We start from the raw sequence: 14,788 nt of genomic DNA, 5'->3' as shown, positions 1-14,788 counted from the left end.
ATAAATAAAAGTACCGCAGAAAAATTTAAATTTTCTACGGTACTTTTTATTTGAGGATTTTAGGCACGATATATTGTTGATAATAGTTTTGGTAAGTTTTAGCGGTAATCTCCGACGCCGTCCCACTAGTACCAAATTCTTTAATTTTCTTAGCACTGAAATTAGCTTTTTTGATGGCGCTGACGGAGAAGATTTGTGCATCATCGCCCACTAAAAACTTAACATTTTTAGCAGAGGTCGGTAACTTGGTATTTTTGATACTTTTTAGAACTGCTAACGTATTGGGGACGTAATTTCTGGTAAAGCTAAAGATATCGATTTTAGGTACTTTAATAATAATGTTATTGTCCGTAAAATTGATCTGAAAAGGAATTCTCGAATTAATATTATTGGCAATTTGATTTTCAATTACCGTTGCACTATCAGACGTATCATCTGTGGTATAATCACTGGAATCTGATTTAGCCATTTGGTTGTTGGTTAAGTTAGGATAAGTCTGAATTCCAAGGGCCGCTAAAATTACAATTACGATGTTTGACTTAGAAAAAATTCTAAGGGGTTTAAATTTTTTAGATTTTGGCATCTTCCTGTTCCGTTTCATTTTCTATATAATAAAGCATTAATAATAGACAATATATTACTTATACAATTATATTAAACAATGTATTAATACACAAACATTTGTTTGCTATTTGGGGCTTAAATCGTATTTTAGAATGGAGTAAATGATGATTAAATATGCAATTTTTGATTTGGACGACACTTTGCTGGATTTTAAGCGGGGAGAACGAGAAGGTTTAACCAAAATAATGACTAAATATGGGGTTTCTGACTTGAAGCAGGGGTTTGATACATACACCAAAATTAACCATCAAGTTTGGGAAGCAATTGAACAAGGTCAGGCTAGAGATGCTCTATTGAATACGCGCTTTTCCAAAGCTTTTAATTTATTAGGAATTAAAGTTGACGGAGCAACGGTGGAGGCAGAATATCGTAGTAGCTTAGACACTAATTTTTACAAACTACAAGGCGTAGATGAGCTTCTAAGCGATTTAAAAGCGGCGGGGGTCCATTTACTAGTAGGAACTAATGGCGTCAAAGAAACGCAGCTTCGTCGCTTAAAAGGTTCAGGACTAGAGCATTATTTTGAAGACTATTTCATCTCAGAAGACATTGGGTTTGCTAAGCCGGATAAACGTTTCTTTGAACCGATGTTTAAAAAATATGGAAATTTAACGACGAACGCCCTGATGGTGGGCGATCGGCTTCAAGCCGACGTTTTGGGTGCCAAACGCGCACAATTAAACAGTATTTGGTACAATCCTCAAGCATTACCGGTAGTTCAAGCCTACCAACCTACTTATGTGGCCAATTCGTTTAAACAAATTAAAAAAATTATCTTAAACGCGTAATTTAAAATGCATGGATAAACTAATTTTTGGTGCATTTTTTAGCGCCGTGAAGGTCAACTAACTAAAATGTTTTTCAAGATTTTTAAATCTTTGAAGAACATTTTTTTAGATTTCATGTCACTCTTTTTTGATTAATTTTAAGAAAAATAGGGTATCCAGCAAAACGCGCAGACAAGGCGTTTTAATGGATACCCTATACTATATATTGTATTATACATATGGATAAGCACATAGATGTTGTGTTTTCAAGAATTGAATTTAAAAAATTTCGGAGTAATCTTTAGATATGGTTATTTGAATTATCGACAGAAAGAAGGACCGATAATGAATGCGCAGAGTTAGAACATTCGACATCAATCATATCTTAAATCGAGGTTATCAATCAACCTCATATTTCAAAGTGAAACATTTTTTTAATGTTTGGGGTCCCGGCTTAATTGTGATGTTAGCTGATACCGATGCAGGGTGTTTGATCACTGCAGCTCAGTCGGGAGCTCAATGGGGATATACAATGATTCTTCCCCAAATCTTATTGATTCCAGTCTTATATTTTGCGCAAGAGATGACGGTCCGCCTCGGAATTGTGACTAAAAAGGGACATGGTGAGTTAATCCGAGAGTATTTTGGTAAGAAGTGGGCTTGGATTTCGGCTGGAACCCTAGCTATTTCAGCTATTGGCGCATTATTGACGGAATTTGTAGGGATTGCCGGAGTGGGCGAAATGTTTGGTATTTCCAAATGGATTACAATTCCCATTGCGACCGTTTTACTGATTGCCATTGCGTTTAGCGGCAGCTATCGACGGGTTGAAAAAGTAGGTGTCATGATTGGTTTAGCAGAGTTGGCTTTTTTAGTCGTGGTAGTAATGGTTAAACCGCAACTGGGCGATATGGTGCGTGGTATTAGTACCATTCCATGGCATAATTCATCCTATATTTATTTAGTGGCTGCTAATGTTGGAGCAGTAATTATGCCGTGGATGATTTTTTATCAACAAGGAGCCGTAGTCGACAAAAATTTGGGCGTGGAAAGTATTAACAAAGAAAAACATGATACTTTTGTGGGAACCTTGGTAACACAAGGAATTATGTTAACGTTTGTGATTGCTTTTGCGGCGACGATGGGACTTCAGCACCAGCAAGTGGCCTTAGAAACGGTCAGTGACTTAGCCAGTGGTTTAAGTGCATTTATCGGAAGTTATCCGGCTAAATTATTTACGGGAATGAGCTTATTAGGTGGATCATTGGTGGCTGCGTTAGTCGTAGCCCTAGCCGGCACTTGGGGCGTTACTGAGGTTTTAAATTGGAAACATAGTTTAAACGAACCGCTTCAAAAGGGAAGTATAGGGTTTTACATAATTTACTGCTTGGCACATATTATTGGGGCCATTTTGGTATTAGCTAACATCAATTTAGTTAATTTAGCAGTTTCAGTGGAAGTAATGAACGCTTTGCTTTTGCCAATTGTTTTAGGTTTTTTGTTAATTCTGGAAGCGAAAGTTTTACCAGAAAAATATCGCATGCACGGAGTTTATCGTTGGTTAGTGACGGTTTTGTGCATGGTAGTGATGGGGTTCGGTTTATACATGGTTGGACCTATTATGGGGATTTGGTAGAAAGGGGATTGAATTTTAGATGGATAGTATTAAAACAGTACTAAGTGACAAAATTGAAAATTTGAAAAAAATGAAGGTGACAAAAGTTGATGGGGAAGTCGTTAACTTTTACCCTTATAAAATTGCTTTAGTAGTAGAAACATTAACCTCTGATACGGCGCTCCAGACCAGCTTAAAAGAACAAATTTTTAATCGTATTGTTGATGATTGGGACAATAACATCAGCACAGCCGATATTAGACAAGTTTTTCAAGAAATTTTGCGGTTAAATAAGCAAGCTAAACTATTAGAACGGTACGAAGCTTATCGTGAAAAAGATATTAAAAAATGGAAGACCGCCATTGATCCACAATACAAACTTAATCAGCTTTTTAACGGAAATGACATGGTGGTTCATGAAAACGCCAACAAAGATAGTAATGTTTTTAGTACCAGAAGAGATTTGACTGCCGGAATGGTGGGTAAATCAGTGGGATTAACCATGATGCCTGAAATTGTAGCTAAGGCTCATTTAAGAGGAGATATCCATTTCCATGATTTAGATTATTCTCCACTAACTTCGATGACCAACTGTTGTCTAATTGATTTTAAGGGGATGCTGGAAAAGGGCTTTAAGATTGGAAATGCAGATGTGGAACCTCCTAAGTCAATCCAAACGGCGACTGCTCAAATGTCACAGATTATTGCTAATGTGGCTTCTAGTCAATATGGTGGTTGTTCGGCCGATCGAGCAGATGAATTGCTTGCTCCATACGCTAAATTAAACTATGAAAAACATTTAAAAGAAGCTGAAGAATGGGTTGAAGAAGGTCGCCGGGACGAATTTGCTAAAACAAAAACGGCTAAGGATATTTATGATGCAATGCAAGCTCTAGAATACGAGGTTAATACTTTGTTTTCATCTAATGGGCAAACACCTTTTACTACGGTTGGATTCGGATTGGGAACTTCCTGGTTTGAACGAGAAATCCAAAAAGCAATCCTCAAGGTTCGGATTAAAGGTTTGGGTAAGCAGCATCGTACCGCGATTTTTCCTAAACTGGTCTTTTCAATTAAACGTGGGTTAAATCTCAATGCTGGTGATCCTAACTATGACATTAAGCAACTTGCGGTTGAATGTGCCACTAAGAGAATGTATCCTGATGTCTTGATGTACGACAAGATTGTCGAATTGACGGGGAACTTTAAAGCTCCAATGGGCTGCCGTAGTTTCTTACAAGCATGGAAAGATGCAAACGGAAATGAAGTTAATAATGGTCGGATGAATTTAGGCGTAGTAACCATTAATTTGCCGCGCATTGCGCTAGAAGCTAAAGGCGATCGCCAAGTATTTTGGGAAATCATGGAAGACCGCGTTGAAACCGCTCGACGCGCACTATTATTCCGAATTAAACGTTGTCGTCAGGCACAGCCGCAGAATGCACCCATTCTTTATAAAAATGGTGCATTTGGCAAACGTCTCCAAGACGAAGACGAGGTCGATGAATTATTTAACAAGAATCGAGCAACGATATCGTTGGGCTACATTGGGTTATACGAAGTCGGCACGGCTTTCTTTGGCGCCGATTGGGAACAAAATCCGGAAGCTCATGATTTTACCGTAAAAATTGTTAAGTACTTGCATGATTACTGCCTCCAATGGGAAAACGAATATGGATATCATTTTAGCGTTTATTCCACACCAGCTGAATCACTAACGGATCGTTTTTGTGAAGACGATATTGAAAAGTTTGGTAAGGTAAAAGACATTACTGACAAAGAATATTACACCAACAGTTTCCACTATGATGTGCGTAAAAATCCTACACCATTTGAAAAATTAAGTTTTGAGGAAGCCTATCCTAAGTACGCTTCGGGTGGATTTATTCATTACTGTGAGTATCCCAATTTAAAACAAAATCCGGCTGCGCTAGAAGCGGTCTGGACTTGGGCTTATGACCATGTCGGTTATTTAGGGACTAATGCTTCAATCGATCATTGCTACAAATGTGGTTATGATGGCGATTTTAAACCCACTGCCCGGGGCTTCGAATGTGCACAGTGTGGTAACCGCGATCCTAAGACTTGTGATGTAGTCAAAAGAACCTGTGGATATTTGGGTAATCCAATGATTCGTCCGATGGTCCATGGTCGTCATCAAGAAATTGCATCACGGGTTAAACATATGGGTCAAGGTGAAGCCAATGAATAAATCACGACCAGTACGCTTACCTAAAAATCCGGAACCACAAGCCTGGTTGGCAGCTGATCGTAGTCTCCAATACATTGCCGACTATAAACCTTTTAACATGGTAGATGGTGAAGGGATTCGATGTAGCTTGTATGTTTCCGGATGCCTGTTTAATTGTCCGGGTTGTTATAACAAAGCTGCGCAAAATTTTCATTATGGGACGCCTTATTCAGATGAATTAGAAGATCAAATTATGAAGGACCTCGCTAATAGTTACGTACAAGGTTTAACGTTGCTAGGAGGAGAGCCGTTTTTGAACACGCAAGTTTGTTTGCGGTTGGTGCGACGAATCCGAGCTGAATTTGGTAACGAAAAAGATATTTGGTCATGGACTGGCTATACTTGGGATGAACTGATGCAAGAATCATATGATAAATTACAATTATTAAGTTATTTAGATATTTTGGTGGATGGACGCTTTTTAGAAGCTGAAAAGGATTTGAGCTTACAGTTTCGGGGAAGTGCCAACCAAAGAATCATTGACGTCCCTAAATCGTTAAAAGAAAATCGGGTAATTATTTGGGATAAGCTAATTCGATAAATGGGGATGATATAGGATGAGTACGCTATTAATTAAAGATTTAAAGGTGGTTGCCGGAGAGGAACCTATTCTTAACGGAGTAAATTTAGAAATTAAAGCTGGTGAAGTACATGCGTTGATGGGTCCAAATGGGACAGGAAAATCAACCCTATCAGAAACCATCATGGGTAACCCGCTCTATCAGATTGTGGAAGGACAAATCTTTTTAGATGGTCAAGATATTACAACTATGAGTGTGGATGAACGTGCTCGAGCAGGAATGTTTTTAGCAATGCAATATCCGACGGAAGTTGTCGGAATTTCGAACGCTGATTTTATTCACGCGGCCTTAAATGCGCGGAATGGAAATCAGCCAGTGGCCATTTTACCGTTTTTAAATGAACTAAAACAACAAATGGATTTTTTAGAAATCGATGAAGACTACGCTGATCGGGGCTTAAATGCTGATTTTTCTGGTGGTGAAAAGAAACGCAATGAAATTTTACAAATGATGATGCTGAAACCGAGCTTTGCCATTTTAGATGAAATTGATTCTGGTTTGGATATTGATGCTTTGCAAATTGTGGCTAAGGGAATCAATGCAATGCGAAGTGATGAATTTAGTTGCTTAATGGTGACTCATTATCAGCGTTTATTAAATTATGTGGTTCCTGATGTGGTCCACATTATGATGGGCGGTAAAATTGTGAAAACGGGTGGTCCAGAACTCGCCCAAGAGCTAGAAAAAACGGGTTATGCCGATTTAAGTGGTGCCGTGGAGGGGAGCGATAACGATTGAAACAAAATTAGAATCGCCAACTAAATATCCGAAAATTATGGGGATTAAATATGATCCTCAAAATTTTAGCTATGCATCGATGACAACGACGAAGTGGTCGTGGAAAGCTAATCCATTAGCCTTACAAGAGCTACAGGCCGCAGGTGGTAGGATTCAAGTTTTCGGCTCCACGCAGCAGCTTAGTGTCGCCGGAAAACGATTGTTAGAAAGTGAATTGCAAGCTAATGTGGATAATCAATTTATGTTGGAACATGCCCAGCAATCTTGGCAAGGACTTGAGCTGATTCTACCAGCACGGGTGACCTTAAAAAATAAGTTGCACCTCGAAATTACCTTCGAAGCAGCACAACCTTCCGCTTTTACCATGCTATTGAACGTTGGTGCCGGAAGTCAGATGCAATTAGAACGCGAAATCCATTATCCGCCAGTTAGTACCCGGCTTAACTTATTAACATGTGGAAAAGTGGAAGCCGATAGTCGATTAAATTTAGTTGATCGGTTGCAGGGCGGACAGTCGCCACAGCAAAGTTTATGGATGGCAAACTTGCATTGTCAAAAAGACGCTCAGTTAGATTGGTCATTTTACCCTGAGGTGAAGGGTAAAGTACTTGGAAAATGTATCACGGTGCTTGAAGAACAGGGAAGCTCTGCTGTATTCAAAGTGGGCCAATTTGGTCGTCGGGATGATTGGATTGGAATCCAAGGATTAATCGACCATCGTGCTCCTAAGACATTTAGCCGAATCAAAATGCGGGGAGTTCTTTATGAAAAGGCCCAGGTGTATTTTACTAGTATCGGTAAGATTAATAAGGGAGCCCATGGAGCTAATGCAGCCCAAGAAAGCCGGTTAATGACCATTGAACCGCATGCTAAGGGAAGTGTTAATCCCCTGTTAATTATTGACGAAAATGATGTGCAAGCTGGTCATGCTGCTAGTGTAGGACAGTATGATGAAGAAGCGTTGTACTATCTTTTAAGTCGGGGATTAGTGGAGGCGGATGCTAAACAAATTTTAATCAATAATTTCATGGAACCTGTTTTACCAAAAGAAACTGTGGAAAAGTAATGGTGGTAAACAATGATAGATGATCAAAAAATAGCCTATTTAGATAATGCAGCGACCATGCCGATGCCAGACGAAGTATTGGAAGTAATTGATATGTACTACCATGCCCATAAAGTTAATGTGCATCGGGGAATGTATCGATTAGCTCACCAAGTTACGGAACAATATGAAGCAGTTCGTCAAGCCACGGCTGATTTTATCAATGCTCAGGACTCCTCGGAGATTATTTTTACCAGTGGTACGACCGATGCCCTAAATTTAGTTGCTTTTGGTTATGCGGAAAAACAACTTCAACCAGACGATGAAATTATTATCAGTGTTTTAGAACACCATTCGAACTTCATTCCGTGGCAACGCGTGGCTCATAAAACGGGCGCAAAATTGAAAATTGTCGGTTTAGATGACCAACAGAATTTAGATATGCAGCAATTTTCCGAATTGCTTACGGAGAAAACCAAGCTAGTCGCCATTACGTTAGTTTCTAATGTGCTAGGAAGCATTGTGGATGCCAAGCAAATTATTGAACAAACGCATCATATGGGGGGAGTGGTTGTATTAGATGCTGCTCAAGCAGTTGGTCATCTACCCCTAGATGTTCAAAAATTAGATGCTGATTTCTTAGCCTTTTCTGGACATAAAATGTATGGGCCTACCGGAGTTGGAGTTTTATATGGAAAACGGAACTTGTTAGAACAGGTTGCGCCTTTGCGATTTGGCGGGGAAATGGCTGATGAAGTTGATGCTCAAACGGCGACGTTTCAACCGCTCCCCCTACGGCTAGAAGCCGGTACGCCTAACATTGCCGGAGTTTTAGGGTTGGGGGCTGCTATTCAATATCTACAAAAGATTGGTTTTACAACCATTCATCAACATGAACAGCAATTATTAAATCAGTTATACCAAGGATTACGGCAGATACCAGCAATTAAAGTTTATGGTCCAAGGTCTGCGGCCGAGCGCCAAGGGGTGCTTAGTTTTAACTATGGAACTATTCATGCCCATGATGTAGCGACCATTATTGATACCGAAAATGTAGCGGTTAGAGCCGGACATATGTGTGCGGAACCTTTAATGCAAGCTCTAGGAGTAAGTAGCGTCGTCCGGGCCAGTGTTTCGTATATGAACACGACGAGGGATGTCGAACAGCTTTTAGCAGCAATGAATCAGGTGGGTCAAATTTTATTATGAGTAATATTCAAGAACTTTATCAAAAAATAATTGTAAATCATGCTAAGTATCCGATCGGAGTCGGAGTTTTACCGCAATATAATTACCACGCTAAATTGAAAAATCCTGATTGTGGGGATGATATTGAGGTTTATCTCAAGGTGGTGGATCAGCATTTGGAACAGATTAGTTTTACGGGACAAGGGTGTATCATCAGTCAAGCTTCTGCCAGCATGATGGTGGATGCTTTGTCAGGCAAGCGCATTTTAGAAGCGCAACAATTGATGCAAAATTTTCAGAACTTGATTCTGGGAAAAGATTATGATGAAAGCCAATTAGGTGATTTAATCGCGTTTGCGACCCTCAACCAATTTCCAACGCGTGTTCGTTGTGGAATGCTAGCATGGCATGCAATGGCAGATGGATTGAATCAAGGAGGAATCAGCTTTGGAAAGTGAAAATCCACAGTTTGAAAAAGACCAATTAAGGGATGAACGTGGAGCGATGGATCCAGTCGCCCCCGTTTTTTCAACAGGAGTGGGGATTGATGCTGAAACAATCAAGCAGATTTCTCAGGCTAAAAATGAACCGGCGTGGATGCTTGAAATTAGGTTGGCAGCTTATCAAACCTATTTAGACTTACCGATGCCCAAATTTGGTCCCGATTTGAATGGAATTGATTTGGATCAAATTAAGTATTTCCAACGTGCTACGGATCACATCGCTCGGGACTGGGAAGACGTTCCCAATGATATTAAGGCTACTTTTGAGCGGATTGGTGTGCCGGAAGCTGAGCGTAAATATTTGGCGGGTTCCGCTGCACAATATGAATCAGAAGCCATTTATAGTAATCTCAAAAAAGATTTGGAAAGCCAAGGGATTATTTTTATGGATACCGATTCGGCGCTTCAGAAACATCCAGATTTAGTTCGCCAATATTTTGGAACACTGGTTCCTGCTGATGATAATAAGTTTGCAGCACTTAACACGGCGGTTTGGTCGGGTGGTACCTTTTTGTATGTACCAAAGAATGTCCATGCTGATATTCCAATTCAAAGTTATTTTCGGATTAATGCTGGAAGAACTGGTCAATTTGAACGAACGCTCATCATCGTTGAAAAAGGTGGGAGTGTTAATTATGTTGAAGGTTGCACGGCACCCAACTATTCCGAAGATAGTTTGCATGCGGCGGTCGTAGAAGTTTTTGTTAAAAAAGATGGTTATTGTCGTTATACAACCATCCAAAACTGGTCGACCAATGTCTATAGCTTAGAAACTAAGCGTGCTCAAGCTGGGACGAACGCTACCATGGAATGGATCGATGGTAACTTGGGTTCTAAAGTGACGATGAAATATCCCAGCATTTACTTAGTTGGCCAAGGAGCTACGGGTTCTATGCTTTCAATTGCGGCTGCCGGAGCCAATATGCATCAAGATACCGGCGCCAAAATGATTCATATGGCTCCACATACGCACAGTACCATTGTTTCTAAAGCAATTTGCCACAATGGTGGTCGAGCAGATTATCGAGGGTTGATTAAGTACACTAAAGCCGCAACCAAGGCTAAATCACATGTGGAATGTGACACGATTTTAATGGACCCCGATAGTGCTAGCGATACTTTCCCAGTCAATGATATTGAAACTAGTGATGGAACGATTGAACATGAAGCCCATGTCTCTAAAATCGCAGAAGATCAATTATATTACATGCAAAGTCGCGGTTTGGATGAAGCAACGGCGTCCCAGTTAATTGTGATGGGCTTTCTAGAGCCCTTTACCAAGCAATTACCGATGGAATATGCGGTGGAATTAGATCGGCTAATTAAGTTTCAAATGGAAGATAGTATTGGATAAATTGAAAAGAGTAATACGCAAAAAGCCCTATAATGGTGGCTTTTAGGCGCATTACTCTTTTTTTATAAACAAAATTGTTGACTTTATGTCGTTATCGTCATATAGTTGTTTATGTTGATAACAACATAAATGTAAAAACAAAGGGGTAAAAAATCATGGAAAAAACTTTTAAAACTTTAGATGACTTTTTAGGAACACATTTTATTTACACATACGATAATGGTTGGGAATACGAATGGTATGCTAAAAATGATCATACTGTTGATTACCGAATTCATGGTGGAATGGTTGCTGGTCGTTGGGTAAAAGACCAAGAAGCTCATATCGCTATGTTAACGGAAGGTATTTACAAAGTAGCTTGGACTGAACCAACTGGTACTGATGTAGCCTTAGACTTTGTTCCTAATGAAAAGAAATTGAATGGAACCATTTTCTTCCCTAAGTGGGTTGAAGAACATCCAGAAATCACGGTTACTTTCCAAAATGAACACATCGATTTGATGGAAGAATCTCGTGAAAAATATGAAACTTACCCTAAGCTAGTTGTCCCAGAATTTGCTACAATTACTTATATGGGTGATGCAGGCCAAGACAACGATGAAGTTATTGCCGAAGCTCCATACGAAGGTATGACTGACGACATCCGCGCTGGTAAGTACTTTGATGAAAACTACAAACGCATTAACAAATAAAGTTTAGATTTGGAGAGAAACCAATAATGCCAAGACCAAGAGTTTTACCGTACATTATTTTAGGATTATTAAATAAAAACGGAATGATGTCTGGTAAAGATATGATTAGTGAGTTTAAAACTGATATAAGTGAGTTTTGGACGGTATCACATAGTCAGCTCTATCCCGAACTACAACGGATGGTGGATGAAAAGCAGATTAAGGTGGCTGAAGATGTGGAAGTTAAGGATCGGAAGGTCATCAATTACGTGATTGAAGCTAAAGGGCAAGAGACGTTAAAAAGATGGCTTGCCGAACCGATTACCTTAAAGAATGATGAATTAACATCATTGAAACTTTATTGTATTTCAGATCAACGAGCCCCAATCTTGCAACAAATTTTAAAACAGTGTTTGGCATTGCATCAACAAAAGGTAGTTCATTTAAAAGCTCGAAAAGAATTATTATTTGGAGATGAATTGGCGATTAAAGCTAATTACGGACACTATTTGATTTTATCCAGAGCAATCGAACGTGAATCGGACTATGTTAATTGGCTCCAATCTAAAATAAACTAATAAAAAGCGTTGAATCTAAGCCGAGTTAAGCTGATGATTCAACGTTTTTTTGATGGTTCGTTGTTGTGAAATAGCCCAAAGCATTAGTAACAAAATAGTGAGGTAATTGATAGGTCCTAAAAAATATTTACCAATATGATAACCAGCTAAATTTCAGATTAAACCTATGCTATTCTTAAAGTGGATAAATATTTAATTAAATTGAGGAATGAAGGGGTTCTGGAGGATGAAGAAACAAGTATATATTATTATCAGCATTGTGTTAGTTATTTTGATTGCGTTATTGGCGTTAGCTAATACGGCGGCGACAGATATCAACTTTTTATTTACGACGATTAAGATGCCACTAATTTTATTGATTTTGGTTTGTTTATTAATTGGTGCCTTTTTCATGTTTGTATTGTCGATGAGTTCTGCTATGAAGAAAAATAGCGAAATTAAAAATTTGAAAAATGAAGTTGAACAAACTAAGCGCGAATTAGGACAAAAGACGGAAGAATTAGAACGTCGTAAGAAAAATGCAGATACGCAACTAGGGCGTTAAATATAAATAGGGTTAATTTGAAGGAGGAAGTCTGTGGTAGGCGGGTAGATTGGTCATGGTTAAAAAAGCTAGTAAATTTATCAAATATGGGGCGTTATTTGTTGGCAGTTTGGCTGTGATGGCTGTGATTTTTACATATATTTTGAATATAAATAAGTTTGCTGGATTAACTGGAGATGATTTTTTATACCATTTTGTGTATGAAGGCGAATGGCCTGCTAAAGGGGGCCCTCAAGAATATCATAATTTGTACGATTGGAAGCGAGCTATTCATACTCATATGACGCAGTGGAATGCTCGCTTTACTTCGATTGTTTTTGAGATTGCAGCCATGCAATTTCCTAAATGGATCATTAATATCGTTAATACGGTAGTTTATCTGGTAGTGGGTTTTGAAATTAATATCCTAACCAGCGGTAAACGTGCTATTTTTCGTCCGCTCCGACAATTGGCAATCTATCTATTAATGTGGTTCTTTTTAGCTGGCTTTGGAAGTACAGTATTGTGGGTAAGTGGGACCTCTAATTACTTGTGGCCAGCAGTCTTGATGCTAGGCTTTTTTATGCCATATCGTTTTGATTATCATGTAAAAAAACACCATAACATCATGGCATGGTTTGTTTTGATATTGGGCGTTTTAGTTGGTATGTCGAATGAAGTGGGAAGTTCAACGTCGATTCTGGTTGTTGGATTTTTTAGCTTCTTTAACCGTTCCAAAAAGGATTTCAATGATCTATGGTGGAAGACGGTTGGAACAGTTGCTAATGCAGTCGCCTTTATTTGTATGTTAAAGATATCATCGGGTTCAGCTGAAACTAAGAATTACGGCAAGGGGGATGGTTTTATATACCATCTCACTAAAATTATTTTAGATACAGTTGCTTATTCAGGACCATTATTGCTAGTAACGTTCATGCTAGGACTGTATGTTGTTTTTAGCCAGCGTCAGCTTTTTAGAAGAATTTTTGCCCCTCAAACATTAACAAGCTTAGAACAAGCCACTTTGAGTGGGATGATTTTCTTGGTTAGTGGATTAGCTGGAGTGGGAGCTATGATTATTTCGCCAGTCTTATTCCCACGGTTGTGGTTCGCTGTTAATGTTCTACTGATAATTTCGTTATTTAACTTTTTTGAAGCTTGGCAAATTATGCGGAAATATAGTGCCTTCACTTCAGTAGTTTTAGTGGTGGCCGTTGCTGGATTAACATATCTTGGGATTCCAAGCTATCAGTTTCATTTGGCAAACTTAAAAGAATCATACAATGTATTTTATACTCACGAACAACTTGCTAAAGAAGTTCGAGCAAAGGGTAAAAAGATTGTTCACATGCCAGGGATTCAAATTACAACGGATTTGTACAATCCATATGATGGAACACCATACATTATGCCAGGAAATAAAAAATTGTGGGCTAATACTTGGATGGCGTGGTATTGGAAAGTTGATCGAATTATTTTAGACAACTCGGTGCCAGTTCGGCAAACGCCTCAAAAAGATTTTCCATTAATTACGCAGGTGGAAAAATTTTATGATAAACATATTGAACCGACCAAGATGTTGAAAAACTTCAAGTTCCCACAAATCACTGAGAAACCTAAATATGTACGGTCGATTAACAATCAAGTAGCACCAAAGAGTGTGAATACTAAGTTGGATAATAGTAACCTACCAGCTAATAAGCCATGGTTGAGAAATGCGCTGATTCGATACATTAATGTGGATACGAATCGAGTCGTGGGAACGGAACAGATTACCTCACCTTACGGTCAGAGCTATAATATTTCGAACGCCTCGATTGTGGGTTATGATACTTTGAAAGATAACCCTAAATCATATATCTTCACCAAGAAATATAATCAGACGATTAATCTTAAGGTTAAACCACACACTAAATATGTAACGTTGTATTTCAATCAGGTTGATTACGATGGTAAGCATAAAAAATCGACCTTGTATGCAACAACGTATTTCCTAGCTACGACTGGACAGACTGCTACAATTCAGACGCCAGCTGGGTTTATCTTTAAAGACGGCAGTACAGTTCGAAAGCTGGATATTAAAGAAAATACAGGAGAAGTTCTGTATGAGGTTAAGAAGGCGCCGTTTAAACAGCAAATTAAAATTTATCGCGGGTATTATTTGTTGGGGATTATGATGATAGTATTCGTTGTGTTGGATGTGTTGTTGGCTTGGATTGGAAGGGTTTTTGAAAAACGTAAACAGGAAGAATAGTTAAAAAAAGCATGAGAATCGATGAGATTTTTATGTTTTTTTTATCTGAAAAGTAGATATATATCTTAGAAACAACATTTGTACTCAATATAGAAT

General features: G+C 38.8%; 14 protein-coding genes. 13 read left to right on the top strand and 1 reads right to left on the bottom strand.

Annotated features, from left to right (window positions below):
- Positions 1-46: 46 nt before the first annotated feature.
- Complete coding sequence (locus tag IV86_RS05140) at positions 47-583, bottom strand: hypothetical protein (protein WP_002834038.1); 537 nt, start codon at positions 581-583, stop codon at positions 47-49.
- Between the two features lie 145 nt (positions 584-728).
- Here IV86_RS05140 and IV86_RS05135 point away from each other — a divergent pair, with 145 nt between their 5' ends.
- The 13 genes from IV86_RS05135 to IV86_RS05075 all read left to right on the top strand — a co-directional run bounded on the left by IV86_RS05135 (position 729) and on the right by IV86_RS05075 (position 14,692).
- Positions 729-1,412, top strand: a complete 684-nt coding sequence (locus IV86_RS05135) for a YjjG family noncanonical pyrimidine nucleotidase (protein ID WP_011673085.1) — start codon at positions 729-731, stop codon at positions 1,410-1,412.
- A 328-nt stretch (positions 1,413-1,740) separates the two neighbouring features.
- Entirely contained in the window at positions 1,741-3,027 is a 1,287-nt protein-coding gene (locus IV86_RS05130) for an NRAMP family divalent metal transporter (RefSeq protein WP_133281365.1), read from the top strand.
- 19 nt (positions 3,028-3,046) lie between these two features.
- The gene (gene nrdD / locus IV86_RS05125) at positions 3,047-5,218 is read left to right on the top strand and encodes an anaerobic ribonucleoside-triphosphate reductase (protein ID WP_002834034.1); all 2,172 of its coding nucleotides are present in this window, start codon (positions 3,047-3,049) and stop codon (positions 5,216-5,218) included.
- The gene (gene nrdG, locus IV86_RS05120) at positions 5,211-5,798 is read left to right on the top strand and encodes an anaerobic ribonucleoside-triphosphate reductase activating protein (RefSeq protein ID WP_002834033.1); all 588 of its coding nucleotides are present in this window, start codon (positions 5,211-5,213) and stop codon (positions 5,796-5,798) included. The genes nrdD and nrdG overlap by 8 nt, the downstream gene beginning before the upstream one ends.
- A 16-nt stretch (positions 5,799-5,814) precedes the next feature.
- Positions 5,815-6,576, top strand: a complete 762-nt coding sequence (gene sufC, locus IV86_RS05115; protein WP_002834032.1) for a Fe-S cluster assembly ATPase SufC — start codon at positions 5,815-5,817, stop codon at positions 6,574-6,576.
- A gap of 37 nt (positions 6,577-6,613) precedes the next feature.
- Positions 6,614-7,642 carry a SufD family Fe-S cluster assembly protein gene (locus tag IV86_RS05110; RefSeq protein ID WP_002834031.1) on the top strand — a complete coding sequence of 343 codons (1,029 nt, stop codon included), beginning with the start codon at positions 6,614-6,616 and terminating at the stop codon, positions 7,640-7,642.
- Positions 7,643-7,654: 12 nt separating this feature from the next.
- Positions 7,655-8,830, top strand: a complete 1,176-nt coding sequence (locus IV86_RS05105; RefSeq protein WP_011673088.1) for a cysteine desulfurase — start codon at positions 7,655-7,657, stop codon at positions 8,828-8,830.
- On the top strand, positions 8,827-9,267 hold the full coding sequence (gene sufU / locus IV86_RS05100; protein ID WP_011673089.1) for a Fe-S cluster assembly sulfur transfer protein SufU: 441 nt from the start codon (positions 8,827-8,829) through the stop codon (positions 9,265-9,267). The genes IV86_RS05105 and sufU overlap by 4 nt, the downstream gene beginning before the upstream one ends.
- 46 nt (positions 9,268-9,313) lie before the next feature.
- On the top strand, positions 9,314-10,666 hold the full coding sequence (gene sufB / locus IV86_RS05095) for a Fe-S cluster assembly protein SufB (RefSeq protein ID WP_049752779.1): 1,353 nt from the start codon (positions 9,314-9,316) through the stop codon (positions 10,664-10,666).
- A 155-nt stretch (positions 10,667-10,821) separates the two neighbouring features.
- Entirely contained in the window at positions 10,822-11,358 is a 537-nt protein-coding gene (locus IV86_RS05090) for a phenolic acid decarboxylase (protein WP_002834025.1), read from the top strand.
- A gap of 26 nt (positions 11,359-11,384) precedes the next feature.
- Positions 11,385-11,915, top strand: coding sequence for a PadR family transcriptional regulator (locus IV86_RS05085; protein WP_002834023.1), 531 nt, complete (start codon positions 11,385-11,387; stop codon positions 11,913-11,915).
- Positions 11,916-12,141: 226 nt separating this feature from the next.
- Positions 12,142-12,459: a LapA family protein gene (locus IV86_RS05080; RefSeq protein ID WP_036673170.1), complete on the top strand. Its 318-nt coding sequence runs from the start codon at positions 12,142-12,144 to the stop codon at positions 12,457-12,459.
- Between the two features lie 55 nt (positions 12,460-12,514).
- Complete coding sequence (locus IV86_RS05075) at positions 12,515-14,692, top strand: DUF3329 domain-containing protein (protein WP_056979410.1); 2,178 nt, start codon at positions 12,515-12,517, stop codon at positions 14,690-14,692.
- Positions 14,693-14,788: the final 96 nt, after the last annotated feature.

Origin of the sequence: Pediococcus pentosaceus (genome assembly GCF_001437285.1) — a bacterium.
Taxonomy (GTDB): domain Bacteria; phylum Bacillota; class Bacilli; order Lactobacillales; family Lactobacillaceae; genus Pediococcus; species Pediococcus pentosaceus.
This window is presented reverse-complemented; position numbering and strand designations above follow the sequence as displayed.

Bases quoted from the DNA above. Each gene is read 5' to 3' on its own strand.
- IV86_RS05105 (WP_011673088.1), top strand. From the start codon at position 7,655: ATGATAGATGATCAAAAAATAGCCTATTTAGATAATGCAGCGACCATG.
- IV86_RS05085 (WP_002834023.1), top strand. From the start codon at position 11,385: ATGCCAAGACCAAGAGTTTTACCGTACATTATTTTAGGATTATTAAAT.
- IV86_RS05090 (WP_002834025.1), top strand. From the start codon at position 10,822: ATGGAAAAAACTTTTAAAACTTTAGATGACTTTTTAGGAACACATTTT.
- sufC (WP_002834032.1), top strand. From the start codon at position 5,815: ATGAGTACGCTATTAATTAAAGATTTAAAGGTGGTTGCCGGAGAGGAA.
- sufU (WP_011673089.1), top strand. From the start codon at position 8,827: ATGAGTAATATTCAAGAACTTTATCAAAAAATAATTGTAAATCATGCT.
- IV86_RS05135 (WP_011673085.1), top strand. From the start codon at position 729: ATGATTAAATATGCAATTTTTGATTTGGACGACACTTTGCTGGATTTT.
- IV86_RS05080 (WP_036673170.1), top strand. From the start codon at position 12,142: ATGAAGAAACAAGTATATATTATTATCAGCATTGTGTTAGTTATTTTG.
- IV86_RS05110 (WP_002834031.1), top strand. From the start codon at position 6,614: ATGGGGATTAAATATGATCCTCAAAATTTTAGCTATGCATCGATGACA.
- IV86_RS05075 (WP_056979410.1), top strand. From the start codon at position 12,515: ATGGTTAAAAAAGCTAGTAAATTTATCAAATATGGGGCGTTATTTGTT.
- IV86_RS05130 (WP_133281365.1), top strand. From the start codon at position 1,741: ATGCGCAGAGTTAGAACATTCGACATCAATCATATCTTAAATCGAGGT.
- sufB (WP_049752779.1), top strand. From the start codon at position 9,314: ATGGATCCAGTCGCCCCCGTTTTTTCAACAGGAGTGGGGATTGATGCT.
- IV86_RS05140 (WP_002834038.1), bottom strand. From the start codon at position 583: ATGCCAAAATCTAAAAAATTTAAACCCCTTAGAATTTTTTCTAAGTCA.
- nrdD (WP_002834034.1), top strand. From the start codon at position 3,047: ATGGATAGTATTAAAACAGTACTAAGTGACAAAATTGAAAATTTGAAA.
- nrdG (WP_002834033.1), top strand. From the start codon at position 5,211: ATGAATAAATCACGACCAGTACGCTTACCTAAAAATCCGGAACCACAA.